This is a genomic window from Comamonas piscis (assembly GCF_014109725.1).
GTDB classification, from domain to species: Bacteria; Pseudomonadota; Gammaproteobacteria; order Burkholderiales; family Burkholderiaceae_C; genus Comamonas; species Comamonas piscis.
This window is the reverse complement of record NZ_CP058554.1, coordinates 1,388,923-1,414,023: the sequence shown is the minus strand read 5'-3', so window position 1 is coordinate 1,414,023 and position 25,101 is coordinate 1,388,923. Positions and strand designations below refer to the sequence as shown.

At 65.2% G+C, this 25,101-nt stretch carries 17 protein-coding genes; 3 read left to right on the top strand and 14 right to left on the bottom strand.

The annotated features are described in order from the left end of the window. Nucleotides 1-75: 75 nt before the first annotated feature. From HS961_RS06275 to HS961_RS06265, 3 genes are all read right to left on the bottom strand, one after another. On the bottom strand, nt 76-528 hold the full coding sequence (locus tag HS961_RS06275; protein WP_182326892.1) for a hypothetical protein: 453 nt from the start codon (nt 526-528) through the stop codon (nt 76-78). 205 nt (nt 529-733) lie between these two features. Then, nucleotides 734-1,207: a DUF1854 domain-containing protein gene (locus HS961_RS06270; RefSeq protein WP_182326891.1), complete on the bottom strand. Its 474-nt coding sequence runs from the start codon at nt 1,205-1,207 to the stop codon at nt 734-736. Between the two features lie 23 nt (nt 1,208-1,230). Further along, nucleotides 1,231-3,585 (bottom strand): ABC transporter ATP-binding protein, encoded by a 2,355-nt coding sequence (locus tag HS961_RS06265; protein ID WP_182326890.1) that lies wholly within the window; start codon nt 3,583-3,585, stop codon nt 1,231-1,233. A 224-nt stretch (nt 3,586-3,809) separates the two neighbouring features. Between HS961_RS06265 and cphA (HS961_RS06260) the strand changes: the two genes are divergently transcribed. The 3 genes from cphA (HS961_RS06260) (at nt 3,810) to HS961_RS06250 (ending at nt 9,209) form a co-directional block, all read left to right on the top strand. Continuing rightward, nucleotides 3,810-5,990 (top strand): cyanophycin synthetase, encoded by a 2,181-nt coding sequence (gene cphA / locus HS961_RS06260; protein WP_182326889.1) that lies wholly within the window; start codon nt 3,810-3,812, stop codon nt 5,988-5,990. Nucleotides 5,991-6,069: 79 nt separating this feature from the next. After that, nucleotides 6,070-8,652: a cyanophycin synthetase gene (cphA, locus tag HS961_RS06255; RefSeq protein WP_182326888.1), complete on the top strand. Its 2,583-nt coding sequence runs from the start codon at nt 6,070-6,072 to the stop codon at nt 8,650-8,652. A 68-nt stretch (nt 8,653-8,720) separates the two neighbouring features. Beyond that, a complete protein-coding gene (locus HS961_RS06250) occupies nt 8,721-9,209 on the top strand; it encodes a CreA family protein (RefSeq protein WP_182326887.1) in 489 nt (162 codons plus the stop codon). A gap of 1,089 nt (nt 9,210-10,298) precedes the next feature. Here the strand turns inward: HS961_RS06250 and cobA are convergent. The 11 genes from cobA to HS961_RS06195 all read right to left on the bottom strand — a co-directional run bounded on the left by cobA (nt 10,299) and on the right by HS961_RS06195 (nt 25,013). Further along, nucleotides 10,299-11,105 carry a uroporphyrinogen-III C-methyltransferase gene (cobA, locus tag HS961_RS06245; RefSeq protein WP_182326886.1) on the bottom strand — a complete coding sequence of 269 codons (807 nt, stop codon included), beginning with the start codon at nt 11,103-11,105 and terminating at the stop codon, nt 10,299-10,301. A 20-nt stretch (nt 11,106-11,125) separates the two neighbouring features. After that, a complete protein-coding gene (locus HS961_RS06240) occupies nt 11,126-13,987 on the bottom strand; it encodes a nitrate reductase (RefSeq protein WP_182326885.1) in 2,862 nt (953 codons plus the stop codon). 25 nt (nt 13,988-14,012) lie between these two features. Then, complete coding sequence (gene nirD / locus HS961_RS06235) at nt 14,013-14,441, bottom strand: nitrite reductase small subunit NirD (protein WP_182326884.1); 429 nt, start codon at nt 14,439-14,441, stop codon at nt 14,013-14,015. Nucleotides 14,442-14,464: 23 nt separating this feature from the next. Next, complete coding sequence (gene nirB, locus HS961_RS06230; RefSeq protein WP_182326883.1) at nt 14,465-16,984, bottom strand: nitrite reductase large subunit NirB; 2,520 nt, start codon at nt 16,982-16,984, stop codon at nt 14,465-14,467. A gap of 294 nt (nt 16,985-17,278) precedes the next feature. Then, nucleotides 17,279-18,112, bottom strand: coding sequence for an ABC transporter ATP-binding protein (locus HS961_RS06225; protein WP_182326882.1), 834 nt, complete (start codon nt 18,110-18,112; stop codon nt 17,279-17,281). Continuing rightward, entirely contained in the window at nt 18,109-19,005 is an 897-nt protein-coding gene (ntrB, locus tag HS961_RS06220; RefSeq protein WP_182328152.1) for a nitrate ABC transporter permease, read from the bottom strand. The genes HS961_RS06225 and ntrB overlap by 4 nt, the downstream gene beginning before the upstream one ends. A gap of 97 nt (nt 19,006-19,102) precedes the next feature. Further along, nucleotides 19,103-20,380 (bottom strand): CmpA/NrtA family ABC transporter substrate-binding protein, encoded by a 1,278-nt coding sequence (locus HS961_RS06215; RefSeq protein ID WP_182326881.1) that lies wholly within the window; start codon nt 20,378-20,380, stop codon nt 19,103-19,105. A 321-nt stretch (nt 20,381-20,701) separates the two neighbouring features. Then, the gene (locus HS961_RS06210; protein WP_182326880.1) at nt 20,702-22,003 is read right to left on the bottom strand and encodes a nitrate regulatory protein; all 1,302 of its coding nucleotides are present in this window, start codon (nt 22,001-22,003) and stop codon (nt 20,702-20,704) included. 77 nt (nt 22,004-22,080) lie between these two features. After that, a complete protein-coding gene (locus HS961_RS06205; protein ID WP_182326879.1) occupies nt 22,081-22,899 on the bottom strand; it encodes a M55 family metallopeptidase in 819 nt (272 codons plus the stop codon). A gap of 4 nt (nt 22,900-22,903) precedes the next feature. Further along, complete coding sequence (locus tag HS961_RS06200; RefSeq protein ID WP_238347812.1) at nt 22,904-23,998, bottom strand: P1 family peptidase; 1,095 nt, start codon at nt 23,996-23,998, stop codon at nt 22,904-22,906. After that, nucleotides 23,991-25,013 (bottom strand): tripartite tricarboxylate transporter substrate binding protein, encoded by a 1,023-nt coding sequence (locus tag HS961_RS06195; RefSeq protein ID WP_182326878.1) that lies wholly within the window; start codon nt 25,011-25,013, stop codon nt 23,991-23,993. Before HS961_RS06195 ends, HS961_RS06200 begins: the two co-directional genes overlap by 8 nt. Nucleotides 25,014-25,101: the final 88 nt, after the last annotated feature.

Below are 25,101 nucleotides of genomic sequence, written 5' to 3'. Positions count from 1 at the left end.
ACGGAAAAAAACAAGATGGACCGGCCTGTCATGCCCTGCGCCTTTGAAAAGGTGGGGCCAGCCGTGTCCCAAGAACTAGGAGGGGGAGTGGGAAGGGGGACCGCGCGCAAAGAACAGCGCCGGGCTTTGCCGCAGCAAGATGGCCAGCACGGTAGGTGCCGTTTCCTGCACACCGCGCAGCAAGGGGGCTTGCAGGGCATGGCACAGCAAGCCAGCGCCCAAGGCCATGTGCGAGAAGCCCTGGCAATCGGCTTCGGAGTGCTTGCCAAACAGGTCATGCACGCCGTGGCCAGGGCTGACCACGCTATCGCTGCCATCGCGCTCGCCAGCCGAGGCCGACGATGTCGCTACAACAGCGGCCTGCAGCGCCCGGGCATAGAGGTGGCTGATGTCATGGAGCTTGCCCAGCAGCGGCATGCACAGCTGCGCAAAACACAGCCAGCACAGCAGCGCCACCGCCCAGCCACGCAGCGGCCTCGGCGCATGCGCCGAGACAGACAGGGGTTGGAAAAAGCGCAGGGAGGACACGGGCCAGGCAGACGATCAAACCAGCGGCGCCCGCCCGGAAACCGGTGCAGGCGCGCCACTATTGCAAATGAATTGCATTATGCCTGCAAATGGCGGGCCGACTCGCCAATGAGGGACAGGAACAACAGATGCACAACATATCCAGTCACGGAAAAACAAAGGCCCGGAAAACCGGGCCATAGGCAGTGGACTGTGGATAAGTCGCTTACAGAAAACGCTCCAGCAGCTTGCGCGATGCCTTGTCCAGCTGGTTGGTATCGGGCAACCGGTAATGCACGCCGTCGGCCGAGGTGATCAGCAGGTTCTGCCGGCCATGCAGCTTGCGGATGTCCTCTTCGGCCTTCAAGGTCATGTTCACCGGGCCCCGGTCGGTCTCCAGGGTCCAGATGCTCGGGACCGAGAAGGTTGAGACGCTGACGATGCGCTGGATCAGCGGCTGGAACTCACGCGCGGCCAGGTCTTCGTCCAGCAGCGCGCGGGCGGCGGGGTCTACAGCGGCCATATCGGCGATCCACAGCACTTCCTTGCCGTCTTCACCGACGAGCGAGATGCCGAGCAAGGGGGCGGTCAACGGAAAGGCGCGCACCGGGTTGACCAGGTGCGGCTTGCCGTCCTGGTTCAGTACCAGGCGGCCAAAGGGATTACGGCTGAGCGCCAGCGGAGTGGAAGTGGGTGTCATCAGAGGGCTTTCCGGGCTGCTGATCAGCGGTTTTCTTCGGACCCGTCCACATGGACATGGGACTTGGGGAGGGCCTGCGTGTCATAGGTCACGCCCGCAGCGCGAGCGGTGACGACGCCAGCGGCTTCGGCATCTTCCTCGGCGCGGCGGGCCTGCGCCATGTACAGCCGCCAGTAGGCGCCCTCTTGGGCCATCAAGGCATCATGCGATCCGACCTCGACAATCTCGCCCCGGTCCATTACCACCAGGCGGTCGGCCTTGCGCAGGGTCGACAAACGGTGGGCAATCGCAATCGTGGTGCGGCCTTGCACCAGGTTGTCCAGCGCACGCTGGATTTCCTTTTCCGTCTCGGTATCCACGGCCGAGGTCGCCTCGTCCAGGATCAGGATGCGCGGATCGATCAGCAGCGCGCGGGCAATCGAGATGCGCTGGCGTTCACCACCAGACAGTCCCTGGCCGCGCTCGCCCACCAGCGAGTCATAGCCGTGGGGCAGACGCAGAATGAACTCATGCGCATGGGCTGCGCGGGCGGCGGCAACGATCTCTTCGCGCGTTGCATCGGGCTTGCCGTAGGCAATGTTCTCGGCAATGGTGCCGAAGAACAGGAAGGGCTCCTGCAGCACCAGCCCGATATTGCTGCGGTAGTCCGACACCGCAATGCGGCGCACATCGACGCCATCGAGCTGGATCGAGCCATCGGTCACATCGTAAAAGCGGCTGATGAGGTTCACCAAGGTGCTCTTGCCCGAGCCGCTGTGGCCCACCAGGCCAATCATCTCGCCGGGGCGGATCTGCAGGTTCAGGTCCTTGATGACGGTGCGGCTGCCGTAGCGGAAGCCGACGTTCTCCATCGTGATGGCGCCCTGCACCTTGGCCAGTTTCACCGGGTTGGCAGGTTCGGGCACGTTGCTCACATGGTCCAGGATGTCGAAGATGCGCTTGGCGCCGGCAGCGGCCTTTTGCGTCACCGACACAATGCGGCTCATCGAATCCAGGCGTGTGTAGAAGCGGCCGATGTAGGCGATAAACGCGGTCAGCACACCGACGGTGATCGAGCCGCCTGCCACCAGGTAGATACCAAAGGCCCAGACAATCAGCAGGCCGATTTCGGTCAGCAGGGTGACCGTGGGCGTGAACAGCGACCAGGTCTTGTTGACCCGGTCATTGGCTTCCAGGTTGACCTGGTTGGCCGCGGCAAAACGGTCAGCCTCGCGCTGCTCTTGCGCAAAGGCCTTGACCACGCGGATGCCGGGGATGGTGTCGGCCAGCACATTGGTCACTTCGGACCAGACGCGATCGATCTTCTCGAAACCGGTGCGCAGCCGGTCGCGCACGGTGTGGATCATCCAGGCAATAAACGGCAGCGGCACCAGGGTGACCAAGGCCAGCCAGGGGTTGATCGAGAACAGGATGGCCGAGGTCATCACGATCATCAGCACATCGGTCGCAAAATCCAGCGCGTTCAGCGACAGAAACAGGTTGATGCGGTCGGTCTCGGCACCAATACGGGCCATCAAATCACCGGTGCGCTTGCTGCCGTAAAAATCGAGCGACAGCTTGAGCAGGTGGTTGTAGGTGGTGGTGCGCAGATTGGCGCCAATGCGCTCGGACACCTTGGCCAGCACAAAGGTGCGGGCCCAGCCCAGCAGCCAGGCGATAAGTGCCGAGACCAGCAGCGCGCCCAGGTAAAAACGCACCAGGCCGGCATCGATCTTCTCGCCGTTCTGGAACGGGATCAGGATCTTGTCCATCAGCGGGATGGTCAGGTACGGCGCGACCAATTGGGCAGCCGTGGTGCAGAGTGTCAGGACAAAACCCAACAACAGTTGCAATTTGTAGGGCTCAGCAAAACGCCAGAGGCGCAGCAGCACCCAGCTGGAAGTGGGCGCATTCTGCTGGCGGGCACAGACCGGGCAGTCTTCGCTGTCAGGCGGCAAGACGCTGCCGCAGACCGGGCACAGCGCACGCTCGTCTTCAATGACCTGGTAGGCCTCATTGCGCAGCAAGCGCTCACGTTGGCGCTCAAACTGCTGGATGAGCCCCAGCACCGCAGTCTGGTGCGCCAAGGTGAGGCGCCACAGTCCCAAGCGCTGCGTGGTGTCATGCAGCTCCAGGCTGCCCACGCCACCATGGTCAAAAAAACGCAGGTTCAAATCCGTCGATAGTACCCACTCACTCCATTGCTGGGTCTCAGGATCAAAGGCCAGCAGGCGCTCGGAGGTCAGCACCACCTGGCCGCTGCCAAAGCGCAAATCTGCCGTCAGGTCAACCGGAGTGACGGCAAGCACGTTTTCAAGAGTATTGAGCTTGGCTCGCAATGGGGTTCCGAGCGGACCCGCAAAGAATGCTGATGCGTCCGCGGAATGTTGATGTTGCATAGGGCCTTTTTTCTCTCCGCACTCGGCGGTGGCTGTTGTCCGGTGAACAACCGCATATTATTGTGGTGAATAACGGCGCAGGCCGATCCATCTTCATCTGTCTTTAACGTCTGACACAGCCAATAGGCTGACAGAGGTTAATCTGCCTCATTTGGGCGCACAATGCTTTCCCATCTACGGCGATTCCCCCCGGAATTGTTACTTATGTTTATCCGTTGATCGATATGGCGAAATTCAATACCATCCAACTCTTGCGCACCACGTTCCTGCGCGGACCCAGTGTCTGGACCTACCGCCCCGTATTGGAGGTCTGGCTGGACCTCGGAGAGCTGGAAGACTATCCCTCGAACAAGATCCCCGGGCTGAACGAGCGCCTCACCACCTGGCTGCCCGACCTGATCGAGCATACCTGCGGCGTCGGTGAACGCGGCGGCTTTATCCAGCGCCTCGAAGGCGGCACCTGGATGGGCCATGTGATGGAACACGTGATCATCGAGCTGCTGAACCTGGCCGGCATGCCGGCCGAGTTTGGCCAGACGCGCGAGATCTCCAAGCGCGGCGTGTACCGCATGGTGTTCCGCTGCCCCGAAGAGGCCGTGGCCCGCGTCGCGCTGGAGCATGGCCACCAGCTGCTGATGGCCGCCATCAACGACGAGCCCTACGACATCAAGCCAGCGGTCCACGCAATCAAGACGGCGATCAATGACCGCTACCTCGGCCCCTCGACCGGTTGCATCGTCGATGCCGCCAGCGAGCGCCGCATTCCCCATATCCGCCTCAATGACGGGAACCTGGTCCAGCTGGGCTATGGCGCTGCACAGCGCCGCATCTGGACGGCCGAGTCCGACCAGACCAGCGCGATTGCCGAAGGCATCGCCCAGGACAAGGACTTCACCAAGCGCCTGCTGACCGCCTGCGGCGTGCCAGTGCCCGAAGGCCAGATCGTAGCCAGCCCCGAAGAGGCCTGGGAAGTTGCGCAAGAGATCGGCTTCCCCGTCACCGTCAAGCCCTCCGACGGCAACCATGCTCGGGGCGTGACCTTGGAGCTATCCAAAGAAGCCGACATCAAGGCCGCATTTGCGCTGGCCCTGCCCGAAGGCTCCGATGTCATCGTTGAGAAGTTCATCGACGGCGTTGAGCACCGTTTGCTGGTGGTGGGCGACAAGGTTGTCGCTGCCACCAAGGGCGAGACCGTCAGCGTCTACGGCAATGGCAAGGCCACCCTGCGCGAGCTGGTGGCCGTGCTCAACGAAGACCCACGCCGTGGCCCCGAGCAAGAGTACCCACTCGACTGGATCAAGCTCGATGCCGGCGCGGTGAAGCTCGAACTCAATCGCCAGCATGTGACGCCAGACAGCGTGATCGCCCAAGGCCAAAGCGTGCTGCTGCAACGCAATGGCAACATGGCCATTGACTGCCTCGATGACGTACACCCGGACGTGGCTTACTACGCGGTGCTAGCCGCCAAGATCGTCGGCCTGGATATCGCTGGCATGGACATGATCTTGAAGGACGTCTCCCAGCCGATGCAAGGCCAGGGTGCCATTCTGGAAGTGAATGCCGGCCCCGGCCTGCTGATGCACCTCAAGCCCACCAGTGGCGCGCCGCGCCCGGTCGGCATGGCCATTGCAGACCACCTCTTCCCCCGCGAAGACGGTGCCGGCGCAGGCCGCATCCCCGTGGTGGGCATTGTTGGCACGCAGAACAACGCCTTCATCGCGCGCCTAGTCGGCTGGCTGCTGCAGCTGTCGGGCAAGCTCACCGGTGTGGCCAGCGACGAGGGCATGTTCCTGTCCAACCGCCAGACCCAGAAGACCAATACCGCCAACTGGGCCGGCGCACACCGCCTGCTGACCAACCGCCTGGCGCAGGCAGCGGTGATCCAGACCACGTCTCGCTCCATTCTGGAAGAAGGCCTGGCCTATGACCGTTGCCTGGTCGGTGTCGTCACCGACATGCAAGGCTTTGAATCGCTGCCCGACCACGATGTGCTCGAAGCCGGCCAGATGCGCCGCGTGATGCGCACCCAGATCGATGTGGTGCTGGACGAAGGCGCCGGCGTGCTCAACGCCGACCTGCCCGAAGTGGCCGACCTGGCCGAGCTCTGCGATGGCGAAGTCGTGCTGTACACGACCCAGGCGGAGAACGAAGCCGTGGCCGCCCACCGCGCCAACACCGAAGCCCAGCACGAAGGCGGCCGCGCCGTTCTCATCAAGGGCAACAACGTGGTGCTGGCCACCGGCGCGCAAGAGCGCGTGCTGGGTACCCTCGATGCGCTGAGCCTGCCGGGCGGCAAAAAGCCCGACACCTCGGCCCTGCTTGCCGCCATCGCCACGGCCTGGGCGCTGGATATCACCCCCGATCTCATCGGTGCCGGTATCAAGACCTTCGAGTACAACGCCTGATACGCCGCACCCGGCGCTCCACGACGACAAGCATGCACGGCCCGCTGAATCAGCGGGCCCTCCATCTGAAAGAATCACTATGCAGCTCTCCCGCACCCGTGCCTTGCGTGGCCCCAACCTCTGGACCCGCAGCACCGCCATCGAGACCATCGTGCGCTGTGAAGACAGCGAACAACGCTACAGCACCATCCCCGGTTTTGAAGAAAAACTGCGTGCGCGCTTCCCCAACATCGCCCCGCTGCAGCCCCATGGCGCCGACCAGGCCCTGTCGCTGGCCCATGTGCTGGAAGTCGCCGCGCTCTCGCTGCAAGCGCAAGCCGGCTGCCCGGTCACCTTCAGCCGCACCCATGTGACGACCGAGCCTGGCACCTACCAGGTCGTTGTCGAGTACACCGAAGAGGCAGTGGGCAAGCTGGCGATGGAAAAGGCCGAGGCGCTGATCCAGGCCACCTTGAGCGACAGCCCTTTTGATGCCGACGCCGCCATTGCCGCGCTGCGCGAGCTGGATGAAGACGAGCGCATTGGCCCCTCAACCGGCGCCATCGTGGACGCCGCTGTGGCCCGGGGCATCCCCTTCCGCCGCCTGACGACGGGCTCGCTGGTGCAGCTGGGCTGGGGCTCCAAGGCCCGCCGCTTCCAGGCGGCAGAAATTGACTCCACCAGCGCCGTGGCGGAATCCATTGCGCAGGACAAGGACCTGACCAAGCGCCTGCTGCATGCCGCTGGCGTGCCCGTGCCCATGGGCCGCCCGGTGGCCGATGTGGACGAGGCCTGGGAAGTGGCGTTGGAAGTGGGCCTGCCCGTGGTGGTCAAGCCCCAGGATGGCAACCAGGGCAAGGGCGTGGTGGTCAACATCACCACCCGCGAAGGCCTGGACGCTGCGTACAAAACCGCAAGCGAATTTGGCGACGAGATCATGGTCGAGCGCTTTCTGCCCGGCCACGACTTCCGCCTGCTGGTCGTCGGCGGCCAGCTGGTGGCAGCGGCCCGCCGCGAGCCGCCCCAGGTGCTGGGCGATGGCCAGCACACCATCCGCGAGCTGGTGAACCTGGTCAACCAGGACCCGCGTCGCGGCACCGGCCACGGTACCGCGCTCACCAAGATCCGCCTGGACGACATCGCCATCTCCCGCATCGCCAGCGAAGGCATGACCCCCGACAGCGTGCCCGGCCAAGGCCAGCGCGTGGTGCTGCGCAACAATGCCAACCTGTCCACCGGCGGCAGCGCCACCGATGTGACCGATGACGTGCATCCCGAAATTGCCGCCCGTGCGATTGAAGCGGCCCAGACCATTGGCCTGCACATCTGCGGCGTAGACGTGGTTTGCGAGACCATGCTCAAACCGCTGGAAGAGCAAAGCGGCGGCATTGTCGAAGTCAACGCCGCCCCCGGCCTGCGCATGCACCTGGCGCCCTCGTTCGGCAAGCCCCGCCATGTGGGCGTGCCCATGGTCGACGAGATGTTCACTGCCGGCAACGACGGCCGCATCCCGCTGGTGGCCGTGACCGGCACCAACGGCAAGACCACGACCACCCGCGTCATCGCCCATTTGTTCACCTCGCACGGCTGGCGCACGGCGATGACCAATACCGATGGCGTCTACGTCAACGGCCGCCAGATCGACAGCGGCGACTGCTCGGGCCCGCGCAGCGCGCGCAATGCCCTGGCCCACCCCGAAACCGATGCAGCCGTGCTCGAATGCGCACGCGGCGGCATTCTGCGCGAAGGCCTCGGTTTTGACCGCTGCCAGGTCGCCGTGGTCACCAACGTCGGCGAAGGCGACCACCTGGGTCTGAACTTCATCACCACCAAGGAGGACGTGGGCGTCTTGAAGCGCGTGATCGTGCAGAACGTCGCCCCCAGCGGCTACGCCGTGCTGAACGCAGCCGACCCGCTGGTCGCCGCGATGGCCCATGTCTGCCCCGGCAAGGTGATCTTTTTTGCCGCCGACCGCCACCACCCCGTGATGGCTACGCACCGCGCCCAAGGCAGCCGTGTGGTCTATGTCGATGGCGACAGCATTGTGGCTGCCGAAGGATCCTGGCGCGAGTCCATCGCGCTGCGCGAGATCCCCATCACCCGCAATGGCGCGATCACCTTCCAGGTCGAGAACGTCATGGCCTCCATCGGCGCCGCCTGGGCCTCGGGCCTGCCTTGGCAGACCATCCGCCGTGGCCTGGCCGGCTTTGTCAATGACAGCGACAATGCGCCTGGCCGCTTCAACGTGATGGACTACCGGGGTGCAACGATCATCGCCGACTACGGCCACAACCCGGATGCCATCCGCGCGCTGATCCAGGCCGTGGAAGCCATGCCCGCCAACAAGCGCAGCGTGGTCATCAGCGGCGCCGGAGACCGCCGTGACGAAGACATCCGCGTCCAGACCGAAATGCTGGGCGAGGCCTTCGACGACGTGATCCTCTACCAGGACGCCGCCCAACGCGGCCGTGCCGACGGTGAAGTCATTGCGCTGCTGCGCCAAGGCCTGCAAGGGGCCAGCCGCACCAGCTACGTGACCGACATCCACGGCGAGTTCATCGCCATCGACCACGCGCTGGAACGCCTGCAACCGGGCGACCTCTGCCTGGTCCTGGTCGACCAGGTCGAAGAAGCGCTGGAGCACCTGCAGCGCCACGTGGCCCAGGCTGCTGCACAGGCCTGATCCTCTGCTCCCGCATGCACCGGCCTTGGCGCCGGTGCAGCCCTCCCCTTCTCTCTCGGATTCCCTCCATGCACCGCACCTCTTTTTGGCGTAGCGCCGTCGTCGCCGCAGGCTGCCTGGCCGCCACCGCCGCCTGGGCCCAACCGGACACCATCGGCTCGGTGGACACGGTGTTCAAGTTCATCGGCCCCGACCACAACATTGTTGTCGAGGCTTATGACGACCCGCTGGTCAAGGGGGTGACCTGCTATGTCTCGCGCGCCCGCACGGGCGGCGTCAAGGGTGCGCTAGGCCTCGCCGAGGACCGCTCGGAGGCCTCGATTGCCTGTGTGCAGGCGGGGCCGATCAGTATCGACAAACCTTTGAAGCAGCAGGAAGAGGTGTTCAGTGAGCGGACCTCGTTGCTGTTCAAGCGTTTGCGGGTGGTGCGCATGGTGGATGCGGCGCGCAATACTTTGGTGTACATGACGTACTCCGACAAGGTGATTGAGGGCTCGCCGCAGAACAGTGTGACGGCGGTGGCGGTGCCTGCTTCTACGGTTATTCCGGTCAAGTGACCGGTAGCTGCTTTGCTCCGCGCTGAACTGCGCTTCTTGATTTGCGCTTTTCTGCTGGCTGTTAACAGCGCCTATTAATAGGCGCTTTTTACTACTGCGTAGGGCTGCTGGCCGGGTCTCGCCCCGGCGGGCGAGGTACTTTTCTTGGCGACCAAGAAAAGTACCCAAAAGAAGGTCGCCCTGCTGACTGCGTCCCTTCGCTTCGCTGCGGGCAACCTGTGGTGCTCGGGTATGGGCTGCACCGCGAAACTCACTGCGCGCCACAGGCGCTTCGTTCGGACAGACGCGGTGAGTCAGTTCACGATGCAGTTGCACTCTTCGGTGCAACTGCCCAGCCCATACCCTGTGCTCCTCGGCGCATTCAGAAGGGAAACTGAGCAGACGTGTGCCATCGCTGCGCTCGGCACCCAAAACCGGCCGAGCGCAGCGATGGCCCGAAGGCTGTTGGCTGTTGGCTGTTGGCTGTTGGCTGTTGGCTGTTGGCTGTTGGCTGTTGGCTGTTGGCTGTTGGCTGTTGGGATTTTTGAACACCCCCTTTTGCATGCGCCTGGGGCGTGGTGTTTGCGGGGTGGCACTGGCACCGCAGAGTGCCAGTGCATCGTCAACTAGCTTGCCGCGTCTGTCCGAACGGAGCGCCTTGGCGCGTAGTGAGTTTCGCGGCACACCCCGCAAACGCCACGACACAGGTTGCCCTTCGCAACGCGAAGGGTCGCAAGCAGCAGGGGCGGCCTTCTTTTGGGTACTTTTCTTGGCTGCGCAAGAAAAGTACCTCGCCCGCCGGGGCGAGACCCGGCCAGCTGCCCTACGCAGTAGTAAGCAAAACCAATAAAAAAGCAAAACAGCCAGCCAACGAGTCCCACGCCAAAGGCCTAGCCCTAAAACACCCAAAGAAGCTATCCCGAATCCCCCCTTTTGCAAACGCCACGACACAGGTTGCCCTTCGCAACGCGAAGGGTCGCAAGCAGCAGGGGCGGCCTTCTTTTGGGTACTTTTCTTGGCCGCGCAAGAAAAGTACCTCGCCCGCCGGAGCGAGACCCGGCCAGCAGCCCTACGCCAGTAGTAAACAGTGCCAATAAAGAAGCAAACCCATCAAGCCTGCCGCTCAAGCGGCTCAACAAGCCCTTGCCACAACAAGCTGGCATCCGCCAACCCAGCCACCTTGCCAATGACCATCATGCAAGGACTCCCCAACCCACTCCCCTGCAAACACGCAACCAAACAAGACAAAGAGGTCAACACCGACCGCTGAGAAGACAAACTAGCGTTCTGCACCAAGGCCACCGGCGTATCCGGCGCCAGCCCACCGGCCAACAAACCAGCCTCAATCAAAGGCGCCGCCCCCACCCCCATGTACACCACCAAGCTGAGCGACATCGCCTCCGCCGTCGCCCCCAACTGGCACCAATCCAGAGGCGCCCCACCCGGCTTGGCATGGCCGGTCACAAAGACAACGCCATGGGCGTAGTCGCGGTGGGTCAGCGGCACGCCCAGGCTGGTGGCGGCGGCCAGGCCCGAGGTGATGCCGTTGATCACCTCCACCTGCACGCCCTGGGCCTGCAGGTGGGCGACCTCCTCGCCGCCCCGGCCAAAGATAAAGGGGTCGCCGCCTTTGAGGCGGACCACCGTCTCGCCTTGGCGGGCGGCCATCACCATCAGCTTTTCGATAAAGGCCTGCGAGGTGCTGGCCCGGCTGCCGCGCTTGCCGACATAGATGGTGCGGGTGGCAGCAGGGGCCAGTGCCACGATGTCGGCGGAGACCAGGTCGTCTACCAGCAGCAGGGTCGCGGCCTGGATGGCGCGCCAGGCACGCAGGGTCAGCAGCTCGGGGTCGCCAGGGCCGGCTCCCACCAGGTAACAGCGGCCAGCGGCGAGAGGGGTGGTGGCAATGGCATGCATGGCAAGACCTTTCAAAAGCATCAGGCAGAAGGGGCCAGCGCGGCCGGAGCCACGCGCTGCACCAGCTGCTTGAGTTGGGGAATGCAGGAGCCGCAGCGCGTGCCGCAGCCCAAGGTATTTTTGAGCTCTACCAGGCGCTGCTCCGGCGCGCCGTCGATGCGGGCCAGGGCCTCGCCAATGGCGGCCTCGTCCACATTCATGCAGGCGCAGACCTGGCGCGCACGGGTCGGCAACGCAGCAGGCGCTTGGCTGCCCGAGGACAGCAGCAGGCGGCCAAAGCTGCGCGTCGATTGCTCATCGCGCAGCACCGGCGCCAGCCACTGGCCGGCACTGGTATCGCCGCAGAGCAAGAAGGCCTGCAGCACCGGTTCGCCCGCTTGCTCGCTCATGGCCATGGCGCGGCTGCACTGGCGCTGCGCATCGGCATAGCGCAGGGTCTGCGAGCCATCGAGCTGCAGCAGCTGCTGCAAACGCGCCAGCAGGGCCGCCGGCGGCGCCTGGCGTGCGGCAGCGCGGAACTGCACGCCATTGCGGCCCTGGCCGGCAGCGCCATCCAGCGGCACGGCCCGGCCAAACAGCACGCTGCTGGCAAAGTCAAACTCGCCCATCAACGCGGCCAGCGCCTGGCGCGTGGCCAGCACCTGGCGGTCATCCAGCCAGGCCATGCCCAGGCACTGCCAGGGCAGGCTGGCTTTTTCCAGCTGCACCGCCACATGCTTCAGCTCGGGCTGTTTGGAGCGCGGGCAGCGCTCCGGTGTGGTCAGCGCGTTCACACCCGTCAGACGCTGGCCGTCTACCGTGCTGCCACTCAGGTGCATGCTGCCCCAGTGCATCGGCAGGTTCAGCTGCGCGGGCTGCAGGCCGGCATCGGCCTGCACTGGCAGCACCAGGCTGCCGTAGCGGCTGCGCAGTTGCACCAGGTCGCCGTCTTGCAACTGCAGCTGCTGCATGTCCTGCGGGTGGGCCTGCAGGCTGGGCTCGCTGGCCTGGGCAAACAGACGGCCCAGCTGGCCGGTGCGGCTCATGCCATGCCACTGGTCGCGCAGGCGGCTGGTGTTCAGGCTGAAGGGGTAGTGCGCATCGCGCGGCACAGCCACCGGTTTCCAGGCCTGGGCATCAAAACGGGCGCGGCCGTCGTCGGTGGCAAACCGGCCATCGCTGTAGAGGCGCTGGCGGCCTTGGCTGGCGCCGCTGGGCAGCGGCCACTGCTGCGGGCCTTGCGCCTCCAGCAGCGCCCAGCTCAGGCCCGTGATATCCAAGTCGCGCCCGCGCGTGCTGTCGCGGTGCTCCACCCAGATGGCTTCGCAGCCGCGCTCGGCCTGCACGGTGTCATAGGTGAACAGACTGGGGCGGCCGGGCCGCAGATGGCGCTCCAGCCGCTGGGCCAGTTGCACGCCAATCTGCCAGTCATGGCGGGCCTGGCCGGGCGCTGCCACCGCTGCGCGCACCCGCGATATGCGGCGCTCGCTGTTGGTCACTGTGCCCAGCTTCTCGCCCCAGGTGGTGGCGGGCAGCAGCCAATCGGCGTAGGCCGTCGTCTCGGTCTGGGCAAAGGCCTCCTGCACCACCACCAGCTCGGCCCGCTCCAGCGCGCGGCGCACCATAGCCTGCTCGGGCATGCTCTGCGCGGGGTTGGTGCAGGCAATCCACAAGGCCTTGATCTGGCCATCGGCTGCGGCCTCAAACATCTCTAGCGCCGACTTGCCCGGCAGCGCCGGCACGGTATCTACGCCCCACATCTGGGCCACCTCGGCCCGGTGCTGTGGGTTGGCCATGTCGCGGTGGGCGCTGAGCAGGTTGGACAGGCCACCCACCTCGCGCCCGCCCATCGCATTGGGCTGGCCGGTCAAGGACAAGGGGCCGGCGCCCGGTTTGCCAATCTGGCCGGTAGCGAGGTGCAGGTTGATCAGCGCCGCGTTGTTGGCGGTGCCGCTGCTGCTTTGGTTGAGCCCCTGGCAGTACAGGCTGAGGGTGGGCAGGCGTTCGCTGTTCGTGCCCGGCGCATCGGCCCCGCCCCAGGCCAGCCATTGGGCCGCCAGGTACAGGTCGGCCAGCGCCAGGCCGCAGACCTGGGCCACCCGCTCCGGCGTCGCCTCGCGCACGATCGCATGCAGTTGCGCAAAGCCGCTGGTGTGCGCATCGATAAAGGCCGGGTCGGCCCAGCCCTGGGCCAGCATGATGTGCAAGAGACCATGGCAGAGCATCACATCCGTGCCCGGCTGCAGGGCCAGGTGCAGATCGGCCAGCTCGGCGGTCTCGGTGCGGCGCGGGTCAACAACGATGATCTTGCGCTCAGGGTGGCGTGCCTTGGCCTCTTCCACCCGGCGGAACAGGATCGGGTGCGCCCAGGCCATATTGCTGCCGCTGATGAACAGGCAGCCGGCCAAGTCAATATCTTCGTAACAGGCCGGTGGCGCATCGGCCCCCAAGGTGGCCTTGTAGCCCGCCACTGCGCTGCTCATGCACAGGCGCGAATTGGTATCCAGGTTGTTGGTGCCCAGCAAGCCTTTGACCAGCTTGTTGAACACATAGTAGTCCTCGGTCAGCAGCTGTCCGCTCAGGTAAAAGCCCAGCGCATCGGGCCCATGGTTGGCATGGATCTGCAGCAGCTGGTTGGCCAGGCTGTCCAGCGCCGTGTCCCAGCTGCGGGCTTCGGGTGCGGCGCCACGCTGCAGGCGCTGCATCGGTTGCAGCAAGCGGCTTTGCCGCGCCAGCGCCGGCGCTGCCGTCAGGTGCAGGCTGCTGCCCTTGGTGCAGAGCTTGCCCTGGTTGGCGGGGTGCGCCGGGTCGCCGCGCACCGCGGTGATCTGCTGGCCATCGCTGCTGATGATCACGCCGCAGCCCACGCCGCAATAGGGACAGGTGGATCGGGTCTCTTGCATGGGCGGCTCCGTCCGGTGGGCGAAATCAGGCGGCCACGGTGGATGGCGACGAACTACAGCTGGCGGCAGCCGAACCGCAGCGCCCCAGGCCTACCGGCCCCGCCAGCGGCCGGGTATGCTCCAGCGCATGCTGGGCCAGCTCATCGGCGCGCAGCTGCACCGCGCTGCCCTCCAGCCGCACCGCAAAGCGCGGGGTGCAGCCCTCATCAGGGGCAGCGGCCTGGCCAGTGGCCAGCGCAATCGTCCAGTTGTGCAAGGGGCAGGCCACGCTGCTGCCAAACACCAGGCCTTGCGACAAGGGCCCACCCTTGTGCGGGCAGCGATCGAGCAGCGCAAACACCTCGCCGCTGGCGGTGCGGAACACTGCCACATCCAGGCCTTGGGCGCGGGCCACACGGCGGGCGCCCAGCACCGGAATCTCATCGATGGCGCAGATGGTGATCCATTCATTCATGTCGGTCTCCTGGCGGCGCGGCATCATGCGCCGGCGGTGGTGGTGGCGGGTACGGGGGCGGAAAGGGCCGTCAACACAGGCGCAGCCTGCAGCGCGGGCAGCACCGGCAGCGGCTGGAACTGGCGCAGATCAACGGCCGCCTTGTCGGTCTCGAACCAGGGGTCGGGCTCGCCCTCCAAAGCCTGCTGCAGCTCGGCCCACAGCGCCTGGCGGCCGGCGGCGTCGTCCAGAATGCGGCGCTTGACATAGTCGAGCCCCACCCGGTTCAGGTAGTGCACGGTGCGCTCCAGGTACCAGCCTTCCAGCCGGTACAGCTGCATAAAGGCGCCGGTGTACTCCAGTACTTCCTCGGCGGTCTTGAGCTTGGTCAGAAAGTGCGCCACCTCGGTCTTGATGCCGCCATTGCCGCCGATATACATCTCCCAGCCGGAATCCACGCCGATGATGCCCACGTCCTTGATGCCCGATTCGGCGCAGTTGCGCGGGCAGCCGCTGACGGCGAACTTCACCTTGTGGGGGGCATACATGCGCCACATCGCGCGCTCCAGGTCCTTGCCCATCTGCGTGCTGTCCTGCGTCCCCATGCGGCACCATTCGCTGCCCACACAGGTTTTGACGGTGCGCAGCGCCTTGGCATAGGCATGGCCGCAGGGCATGCCTATGTCGTTCCACACGCCCTGCAGGTCTTCCTTTTTCACGCCCAGCAAATCAATGCGCTGGCCGCCGGTCACCTTCACGGTGGGGATCTGGTACTTGTCCACCACATCGGCAATGCGGCGCAGCTCGGAGGCCGTGGTCTCTCCGCCCCACATGCGCGGGATCACGCTGTAGGTGCCATCCTTTTGGATGTTGGCATGGCTGCGTTCGTTGATAAAGCGGCTTTGCGGGTCGTCGCGCGCCTCCTTGGGCCAGGTGCTGATCAGGTAGTAGTTGATGGCCGGGCGGCAGCTGGCGCAGCCATTGGGCGTGCGCCATTCCATAAAGTGGAAGACGCTGTCCGTCGTCAGCAGCCGGTGCTGGCGGATGGCATCGCGCACTGCCTGGTGGCCGTGGTCGCTGCAGCCGCACATGGGCTTGGTCTTGGGCGATGCCGAATAATCACCGCCGACGGTGAACATGATGATCTGCTCGACCAGGCCGGTGCAGGAGCCGCAGCTGGCACTGGCCTTGGTGTGCTTGCGCACGTCATCCAGGGTGAACAGGCCCTTGTCCTTGATGGCCTTGCAGATGGCGCCCTTGCTGACGCCATTGCAGCCGCAAACCTCATCGGCATCGGCCAGTGCGGCGGCCTTGTTCTGGCCCTGGTGGCCTGCATCGCCCAGGTTGGATTCGCCAAACATCAGCTTGTCGCGGATATCGGCCACGCTGCGGCCTTCGCGCAGCAGCTTGAAGTACCAGCTGCCATCGACGGTGTCGCCATACAGGCAGGCGCCCACCAGCCGGTCTTCCTTGATCACCAGCTTTTTGTAGACGCCCGAGTAGGGATCGCTCAGCACGATCTGCTCGGTGCCCTCCCCGCCTTGGAAATCCCCGGCCGAGAACAAATCAATGCCGGTGACCTTGAGCTTGGTCGAGGTGAGCGAGCCCTGGTAGCGGCCAATGCCCAGCTCGGCCAGGTGATTGGCCAGCACCTTGCCCTGCTCAAACAGCGGCGCCACCAAGCCGTAGGCAATGCCCCGGTGCGCGGCGCACTCGCCCACCGCATAGATGCGCGGGTCGGTCACCGTCTGCAAGGTGTCGCTCACCACAATGCCCCGGTTCACATGCAGGTGCATGGCCTCGGCCAGCGCCGTGTTGGGGCGGATGCCCACGGCCATCACCACCAGGTCGGCCTCGATCTCGCGGCCATCGGCAAAGCGCAGCGCGCGCACCCGGCCCTCGGCATTGCCCAGCAGCTCCTGCGTCTGCGCCTGCATAAAGAACTGCATGCCCCGCTCAATCAGCGACTTCTTCAGCAGCTGGGCGGCCTGGCCATCCAACTGCCGGTCCATCAGCCACTCACCCGCATGCACCACCGACACCTGCATGCCACGCTTCATCAGGCCATTGGCCGCCTCCAGCCCCAGCAGGCCGCCGCCAATCACCACCGCATGGCGCCAGCGGGTAGCGGCATCGATCATGGCCTGGGTATCGGCAATATCGCGGTAGGCCAGCACGCCTTGCAGCTCCTTGCCGGCAATCGGCAGCATGAAGGGGTTGGAGCCGGTGGCCAGAATGAGCCGGTCGTAGTCGGCCGTCACCGCCTCGCCCTGGGCATTGCGGGCATGCACCACGCGGCGGGCGCGGTCTACCGCATGCACCGTGCAGCCGGTGTGCAGGCGCACGCCATGCGTCTCGTACCAGCTCCAGTCGTTGAGGACGATGTCTTCCAAGGTCTGCTCGCCCGCCAGCACGGGCGAGAGCAGGATGCGGTTGTAGTTGGGGTGCGGCTCTGCGCCAAACACCGTTATCTCGTACAGATCCGGCGCCAGCGCCAGCAGCTCTTCCAGCGCTCGCACCCCGGCCATGCCGTTGCCAACCATGACCAACTTGATTTTTTTCATCGTATTCCCCGTGGGCAGCACAAAAAAAAGACGTCTAGGCGCCGCATGCCAGGCATGCGCGCATAGACGTCTTTGTCTTTGGGCAGCGGTGCTACGTTGCACTGCCGCCCGGTGGCCGCCATGGCCACGCCAACAACTATGCAAGTTCCATACCAAGTCGGCTGTCGAAGCGCGCCCGCAGCCGCGCATCGCCTGCGCACATTTTTTGTGCTGATGGACGGCCGCCCTGCCTCATTTGCGTGCACAAAAAAGGCGCTCCGTGTGGAGCGCCTGAGGCCAACTAAGCGGTATTTATCAGGCCACCTTCTCCACATGCACCTGGCGGGTGTAGAGAAAGTCAATCACCGCCTTGCGGCAGGCCTGGTACTGCGGGTCTTCGGCCAGCGCCACCCGGTTGCGCGGGCGGGCCAGCGGTACCGGCAGCACCTCGCCAATGGTGGCGGCAGGCCCATTGGTCATCATCACGATCTTGTCGGACAGCAGCACGGCCTCGTCCACATCATGGGTCACCATCACCACGGTGCTGCGTGTGCGCGCGACGATCTCCAGCAGCTCGTCCTGCAGCTTGGCGCGGGTCAGGGCATCCAAGGCGCCAAAGGGCTCGTCCATCAGCAGCACCTGGGGCTCCATCGACAGGGCGCGGGCAATGCCCACGCGCTGCTTCATGCCGCCCGATATCTCGCCGGGGCGCTTTTGTGCCGCATGGCTCAGGCCCACCAGCGCCAGCGCGGCATCGGTGCGGGCGGCGAGCTGGGCCTTGCGCTCGCGCCCGCCAAACACCCGCTCCACCGCCAGATGCACATTGGCCCAGCAGGTCAGCCAGGGCAGCAGCGAATGGTTTTGGAACACCACAGCCCGCTGCGGCCCAGGGCCCTTGATCTCGCGGTTGGCGCAGAGCAAGGTGCCTTCGCTGGGGCTGGCCAGCCCGGCAATCAGGTTCAGCAAGGTGGATTTGCCGCAGCCCGAGTGGCCAATCAGGCTGACAAACTCGCCCTGGGCAATCTCCAGGTTGATGCCCTGCAGCGCCTGGAACAGGCCCTTGGCGGTCTTGAAGCTTTGCGCCACCTGCTGCACCTCGATGTACTTGAGGTTGGGGGCTGCGGCCTGGGGGTTGGGATTGACGGTCATGCCTTGACCTCCTCAAAAGTGAATGCGGTGGCCAGGCGGATCAGCGCCCATTCCAGCAGCAGGCCAACGAGGCCAATGACAAAGATCGCAATGATGATGTTCTTGACGTTGAGGTTGTTCCACTCGTCCCAGACCCAAAAGCCAATGCCCACGCCACCGGTCAGCATCTCGGCGGCCACGATCACCAGCCAGGCGGTGCCAACGGCCAGGCGCACGCCCGTCAGCATGTAGGGCAGCACGGCGGGGAAGAGGATGGTGGTGGCAATCTTCCACTCACTCAGGTTCAGCACCCGCGCCACATTCATATAGTCCTGCGGCACGCGCTGCACACCGACGGCCGTGTTGATCACCATCGGCCAGATCGAGCAGATAAAGATGGTCCAGATCGCCGCCGGGTTCGCGCCCTTGAACACCAGCAGGCCAATCGGCAGCCAGGCCAGGGGCGACACCGGGCGCAGCAGGCTGATGACCGGGTTGAACATGCGCGAGAGAAAGTCAAAACGGCCAATCACAAAACCCAGCGGAATACCGACCAGCGCCGCCAGGCCAAAGCCGATGCTCACCCGCTGCAGCGAGGCCAGCACATTCCAGCCCACGCCCTGGTCATTGGGGCCGTTGCGGTAGAAGGGGTCGCGAAAGATCTCCTGCGCCTGCAGCCAGGTCTCCTGCGGGCCGGGGATGCCCGGGTTGCCCTGGGCGACGATGGACCACAGCACCAGCAGCAGGCCAAAGCCCAGCACCGGTGGCAGCAGGCTTTGCACCAAGCTGCCAAAGCGCTGCTGCCAGGCGGCGGCCAGATCGCGCGGGGCCACCGGGGCCGCCGAGGCCAGCACGGCCGGCGCTGCCACCAGGGGCTGGCTTACCGCGCCTGCCGTGGGCAGGCCGCGCGCCATGTGCTCATGGATGGACAAGATCTTGCGCTCGGGCGGGGCCGATGTCGGCAGGGGCGAAACACTCTCTCGCAATGCAGCGGGCATGGGGCTCTCCTTATCAGGCTTTGATCGCAAAGCTGTCGGCGTACTTGGCGGGGTCCGAACCATCCCAGACCTTGCCATCGATCAGCGCGCTGCTGCGCATGTCCGACTTGGGCACGGCAATCTTCAACTGCGTGGCCGCTTCCTTGTACAGGGCGGTCTGGTTGATCTTTTTCGCGACGGCCAGGTAGTCGGGGTGGTTCTTCAGCAAACCCCAGCGCTTGTGCTGGGTGAGGAACCACATGCCATCGGACAGATAGGGGTAGCTGGCCTCGCCATCGGCAAAGAATTTCATGTGGTTCGGGTCGTCCCAGGTCTTGCCCAGGCCATTCTGGTAACGGCCCAGAATGCGCTGGTTGATGGCGTCCACGCTGGTGTTCACATAGGCCTTGCCGGCAATGGTCTCGGCCATCTTCTGCTTGTTCTGCAGGCTGGCATCGATCCAGCGGCCCGCCTCCAGAATGGCCATGGTGACAGCGCGCGCGGTGTTGGGGTGGCGGCTGACAAAATCCTGCGTGCAGCCCAGCACCTTTTCCGGGTGGTCGCGCCAGATGTCCTGGGTGGTGACTGCCGTGATGCCAATGCCATCCATGATCGCGCGGTGGCCCCAGGGCTCGCCCACGCAAAAGCCATCCATATTGCCCACCCGCATATTGGCCACCATCTGCGGCGGCGGCACGGTGATCACTTTCGCATCCTTGAGCGGGTGGATGCCCGCGCTGGCCAGCCAGTAGTAGAGCCACATCGCATGGGTGCCCGTGGGGAAGGTCTGCGCAAAGGTGTATTCGCGCTTCTCGGCGGCCATCAGCTTGGCCAGCGAGGCGGCATCCACCGCGCCCTTGTCGGCCAGTTTTTTGGACAGGGTGATCGCCTGGCCATTGCGGTTGAGCGTCATCAGCACCGCCATGTCCTTTTGCGGGCTGCCCACGCCCAGCTGCACGCCGTAGACCAGGCCGTAGAGCACATGGGCAAAGTGCAGGTCGCCATTGATCAGCTTGTCGCGCACCCCTGCCCAGCTCGCTTCCTTGCTGGGCATGATCTTGACGCCGTACTTCTGGTCCAGGCCCAGCACCGAGGCCATCACCACGCTGGCGCAGTCGGTCAGCGGGATAAAGCCGATGTTGACCTCTTTTTTCTCAGGCGCATCCGAGCCTGCAGCCCAGACACCCTGGTGGCCCAGCGCGCTGTAGACAAAGGTGGCGGCCGCTGCCTGGGCGCCATGGCGCAAGAACCGGCGGCGGGCGGGCGATGCCTCAGTGGCCGGGGCGGTGTCGGTGGTGGGGCGTATCGTCATTCTTGTCAAACTCCATCGAAGGCGTTGCAGATTCCAAAAACAAAAAACGGCGTCCTTCCGCTGATGGCTTGCACCATCAGGAAAGGGACGCCGTTGTCCCGAAATAACTCGCGATTACCGGAAACAGGCCGCCTTTGGCCTGGTTGAGGAGATCAATGCATATTCCATGCCAATTTAAAAAATGCAGTGCTTCACTCTGAAGACGAGACCGCTGCCAGCGCTGCATGCCCGGCACCGTCCCTGCAATGGTGCATTGCAACAGCTGGCTGCTCAATGGCTGCCATGCTTTGGTGCGCGAGGTCGTTGTTGAGGAAGGAAGGATCAGCGGCGCTCGGCAGCAGCAGGCCCAGCAGCCCCAGAGGGCACGGTGGGCACCATGGCCGCCATCGCCAGCACCGCCTCGGCCACTTCCAGCATGCGCTTGTTCTGGTTCATCGCCGTCTGGCGCAGCAGCTGGTAGGCATCGCTCTCGCTGAGCTGGTGCTGGGCCATCAGCAGGCCCTTGGCGCGCTCCAGGGTCTTGCGCTCATGCAGGGCAGTCTTGGCCTCGTGGATCTGGCTCTGCATGGTCTGCAGCCGCTGTGATTGCTGCTGCACCAGCGACAAGATATCGCGCCCCAGCGCCGGTGCGCCCACGGCATCCAGCGACCAGGCATCGGGCGGTGCCGATGCTTCAAAAAAGGCCATACCGCCCTCTGCGGCCCCAGCGACCCCTTCAGCGCCCGGCGGCAGCACCTGCAAGGCCGCCAGCGCTTGCTCCTGCGCCTGCAGCTTGTGCAGGCACAGCACCTGCAGCTCCTGCGCCACCAGGGTCTCCACGCCATGCAGGGCATCCAGCCGGTGGCTGCAGGCGGCAAACCAGTCGGCGCTGCCGCTGCGGCTCAGGCGGCAGCCAGCGGCGGTATGGGCCACGCGGCGCATGCGCTCCACCGCCGCCATGTCAGTATCTCCCGCCACATGGGCCTGCCACAGCAGCAGCACGCGGGCGCTGGCCAGGCTGGCAAACACCTCAAAGCAGCGCTCCTGCGATTCAATCAAATGCAGCCACTGCGCGCGGGCGGGGGGCTGCAGCTGGCCCGAGGCAAAGGCGCTGGTGCCGCAGGCGCGCTCCTGCCCGGCCAGCTCCTTGCCCTGCATCAGGTGGAACAGGGCCACCAGCATGCGCGATATCTCGGGCTCGTTGGCGCTGTCGGCCGCCTCAAACACGACAGCCAGGCAGCCGGCAATCAGCCGCGCAAAGGCATCGGTACATGCAACAGGTGTCAGCCCCCCGGCCTGCACCTGGGCGCGCAGCGCAGGCAGGGCCGCCACGCCTTGCAAGGTATAAGCAATCGCATTGCATAACCGCGCGCCGCTGCCACCTGATGGGTGCGGGCCGAGGCGATCAAGCTCATCGCGCACGTTGGCGATCTGCGCATCCGCCAGCAGCCGCTGGGGCGCCAACAGCTCGGCACCTTGCGCGCCTCCGCTGGCCAGCACCATGTTGGACAGCCCGCGCTCCTTTTGCAGCGCATGCACCAGAGACGACATGGCCACCACCAGCGAGCAGGCCTTGCCCAGCTGTTCCAGCGCAGCCATCTCATGCTGGCGGGCAGCGACCAGAAAATGCAGGGAAGACTTCATAAACGCGCACCACCAATGTAGAGCGCTCTACCCAGCAGGTTTCATGCCATGCCCGCTGGGGCCTGGCCGCATGCCGCTCAGCGCAGCATGCTGGACATGGCCGACAGGCAGTTGGTCATGCGCACGGCCGATTCAATGTCCGGCGCGCTAAAGCGCACCGTGCGGCCATCGACCCGCTCCAGGGTCGGCCACTGGCAGAACAGATCGGCCATGCCCGGCGAGGTGGCGGCGATCTGCACCTGCACCGGGCTGGCGGTTGGCAGCGGCTGGCAGCGCGCACGCCCGGCCAGGCCCTGCGCCACCCCAGCGCGGATGGCGTTTTGCGCTTGCTCGGGCGACAGGCTGATGCCACTGCCCTGGCCGGTGGCGCGCTTGGTCTGCACAAACACCGCATGGGGGAAGATCGCCTGGTTCTCCTCGCGCAGCACATCGTCGCCAGCCAGCATCACCACCGGCGCGCCATAGGCACCGGCCAGGGCGCCGTAAATGCTGGCCTCGCTAGCCTCCTGCCCATTGATGTGGATGCTGGCAAAGGCAAAGCTGTTGATGGTGTGGGCCAGAATGCCCCGGCCCTGCGCGCGTGAGTGGTAGCCGACCATGCAGACCGCATCCACCCCCAGCTCCACCCCCGCCACCATGCTCAGGTAGCGCGGCTTGCCCTGGATGACCTGGGCACGCGCATCGAGCAGATCGGGCGGCATATTGCGAAAGCCGCCATGCGAGTCGTTGACATAGACCTCCAGCGCGCCAGCGGCAAAAGCGCCTTCAACGGCGGCATTGGCCTCCTGGGCCATCAGGCGGCGCGCACGCTCAAACTCCGGGTTGCCCGCACGCACCTGCTCGGGGTGGTAGACACCGGCCACGCCTTCGATATCGACAGAAATCAGTACTTTCATCGCTTCAGTCCTTGCAGAGTTCTTGCAGCCCCCAGCGCTGGTGGCCGTCGCGTCCTTGCACGCTCTGGGCATGCCACAGCGCATTCAAAATCGATTGTTCCACCGCATCGGCCGCCGCGCGGAACAACGGGTCCAGCTGCGCCTCGTGCAGCATCGCCAGCGCCGGCATGGGCGCGGCTGCATCGGCCGGCAGGGTGTAGGCGGTCGAAAACGCCAGCGCAATATCGCCGCTGCCATGGCCGTAGCAAGACCCGGTATTGGCTAGGCCAGCAGCGGCACGCCGCGCCACACGGCTGAGCTGGCGGCTGTCCAGCGGCGCATCGGTGGCCAGCAGCATGATGATGCTGCCCTTGTCCACGCCATCACCCACTGCGGTGCCAGCTAGCTCACCAGCGGCCAGCTTAGCCTGCAGGCGCCGCTCCAGCGCTGCGCCCGGTGCCTGGCCGCCCCAGCGCAGATCCGCCAGCCTGCCCATATTGGCCAGCACCAGCGCGCCGACGGTATAGCGCTGCTCGCCCACCACCACCTGGCGCGATGCGCTGCCGATGCCGCCCTTGAGCTGGAAGCTCGACATGCCCCGGCCCGCGCCTACCGCGCCCTGCACCACCTCGGGCGTAGCGCCATCCAGCGCCGCCTGGTAGTGCGCCGGGCCAACGGCCATGCGCTGGATATCGCTCAGGTAGCCGTCATTGCATTCCAGCACCAGCGCGTTCACGGTGGGCAGGCTGCGGCCGCATTCGGGGTTGGCGGCAATGCACTGCGCAATCTGCGCCTGCACGATGGCAGAGACGCCAAAGGTATTGGTCAGCGCAATCGGGGTTTCGATCTGGCCCAGCTCGGCCAGCTGCACCAAGCCGGCGCTCTTGCCAAAGCCATTGATAACGGCCAGGCCCGCAGGCAACTTGTGCATAAAGGGGTTGTCCAGCGGCGGGATCAGCACGGTCACACCGGTCTGCAGATCGCCATCGGCCACGGTGCAATGCCCCAGGCGCAGGCCAGCCACATCGGTGATGGCATTGCGCGGGCCCGCAGGCAGCAGGCCGATAACGGGCAATTGCCTGCAGGCGGCCAGCAGCGCCGCGTCTTGGGGCTCAGTCAATGTGCGCTCCCGAGTCCTGCACCACTTGCTTCCAGTAGGCCAGCTCGGCCGGCAGGCTGGCCTTGAAGCTTTGCGGGGTCGACACCACCGACTCGGCACCCAAGGTCTTCAGGCGCTCGGTCATCACCGGCGTGGCCAGCACCTTGGTGATGGCGGCATGCAGGCGCACGACGACGGTATCGGGCGTGCCGGCCGGCGCAAACAGGCCATACCAGCTGGTGACAGCCAGGCCCTTGCCCAGTGGCGGGATCTCGGGCGCCAGCTGGGTTGGCTTGTCCGAGGCCACGCCCAGCACCCGCAGCTTGCCGCTGGTGACAAAGGGCATCACGCCGGGAAAGCTGCCAAAGGCCATCGGCAGCTGGCCGGCCACCACATCGGTGGCGGCGGCCGATGCGCCCTTGTAGGGCACATGCAGCAGGTCAATGCCTTTTTGCTTTTTCAGCATTTCGCCGAGCAAATGGTTCAAGGTGCCATTGCCGGCCGACGCGTACTCGACCTTGCCCGGATGCTGCTTGGCATAGGCCACCAGCTCGTCGAGGTTCTTGGCCGGAAAATTCGGGTTCACCACCAGCAGGTATGGCGCCACCGCCAGCTGCATCACCGGCGTAAAGTCCTTGATCGGGTCAAATGGCACCGTGCTGTAGAGCGCCGGGTTGATGGTGTAAGCGCTCTGCGCCGTCACCAAAAAGGTGTAGCCGTCGGCCGCGCTGCGCGCCACCTGGCTGGTGCCCACATTGCCATTGGCGCCTGCCCGGTTCTCCACAATCACCGGCTGGCCCAGCGACTGGCCCAGGCCCTGCGCAATGGCGCGGGCAATCACATCATTGGCACCGCCGGGTGCCTGGGGCACGACAAAGGTGATGGGCTTGCTCGGCCAGTTGGCCACACTGTTGGCTGCATTGCCTTGTGCCCATGCCTGGGGTAGCACGCCACCCGCCAGCACTGCGGTCAGTGCCGCAGCCAGCGCAGCACGGCGCGGCAAACAAGCGGAAGAGGTGGTCGTGTCAAACATCATTGCAATATCTCCTGGAAAAAGGCACCGCGCCGGCAGTCCCGCGCGGCGCAGCCGCCATTGTTGCACTGGCCGGGGGGCAGAATGCCGC

Coding starts and splice junctions, on each gene's coding strand:
- HS961_RS06270 (WP_182326891.1), bottom strand. CDS start 1,207: ATGACACCCACTTCCACTCCGCTGGCGCTCAGCCGTAATCCCTTTGGC.
- HS961_RS06265 (WP_182326890.1), bottom strand. CDS start 3,585: ATGCAACATCAACATTCCGCGGACGCATCAGCATTCTTTGCGGGTCCG.
- cphA (WP_182326889.1), top strand. CDS start 3,810: ATGGCGAAATTCAATACCATCCAACTCTTGCGCACCACGTTCCTGCGC.
- cphA (WP_182326888.1), top strand. CDS start 6,070: ATGCAGCTCTCCCGCACCCGTGCCTTGCGTGGCCCCAACCTCTGGACC.
- HS961_RS06250 (WP_182326887.1), top strand. CDS start 8,721: ATGCACCGCACCTCTTTTTGGCGTAGCGCCGTCGTCGCCGCAGGCTGC.
- cobA (WP_182326886.1), bottom strand. CDS start 11,105: ATGCATGCCATTGCCACCACCCCTCTCGCCGCTGGCCGCTGTTACCTG.
- HS961_RS06240 (WP_182326885.1), bottom strand. CDS start 13,987: ATGCAAGAGACCCGATCCACCTGTCCCTATTGCGGCGTGGGCTGCGGC.
- nirD (WP_182326884.1), bottom strand. CDS start 14,441: ATGAATGAATGGATCACCATCTGCGCCATCGATGAGATTCCGGTGCTG.
- nirB (WP_182326883.1), bottom strand. CDS start 16,984: ATGAAAAAAATCAAGTTGGTCATGGTTGGCAACGGCATGGCCGGGGTG.
- HS961_RS06225 (WP_182326882.1), bottom strand. CDS start 18,112: ATGACCGTCAATCCCAACCCCCAGGCCGCAGCCCCCAACCTCAAGTAC.
- ntrB (WP_182328152.1), bottom strand. CDS start 19,005: ATGGCGCGCGGCCTGCCCACGGCAGGCGCGGTAAGCCAGCCCCTGGTG.
- HS961_RS06215 (WP_182326881.1), bottom strand. CDS start 20,380: ATGACGATACGCCCCACCACCGACACCGCCCCGGCCACTGAGGCATCG.
- HS961_RS06210 (WP_182326880.1), bottom strand. CDS start 22,003: ATGAAGTCTTCCCTGCATTTTCTGGTCGCTGCCCGCCAGCATGAGATG.
- HS961_RS06205 (WP_182326879.1), bottom strand. CDS start 22,899: ATGAAAGTACTGATTTCTGTCGATATCGAAGGCGTGGCCGGTGTCTAC.
- HS961_RS06195 (WP_182326878.1), bottom strand. CDS start 25,013: ATGATGTTTGACACGACCACCTCTTCCGCTTGTTTGCCGCGCCGTGCT.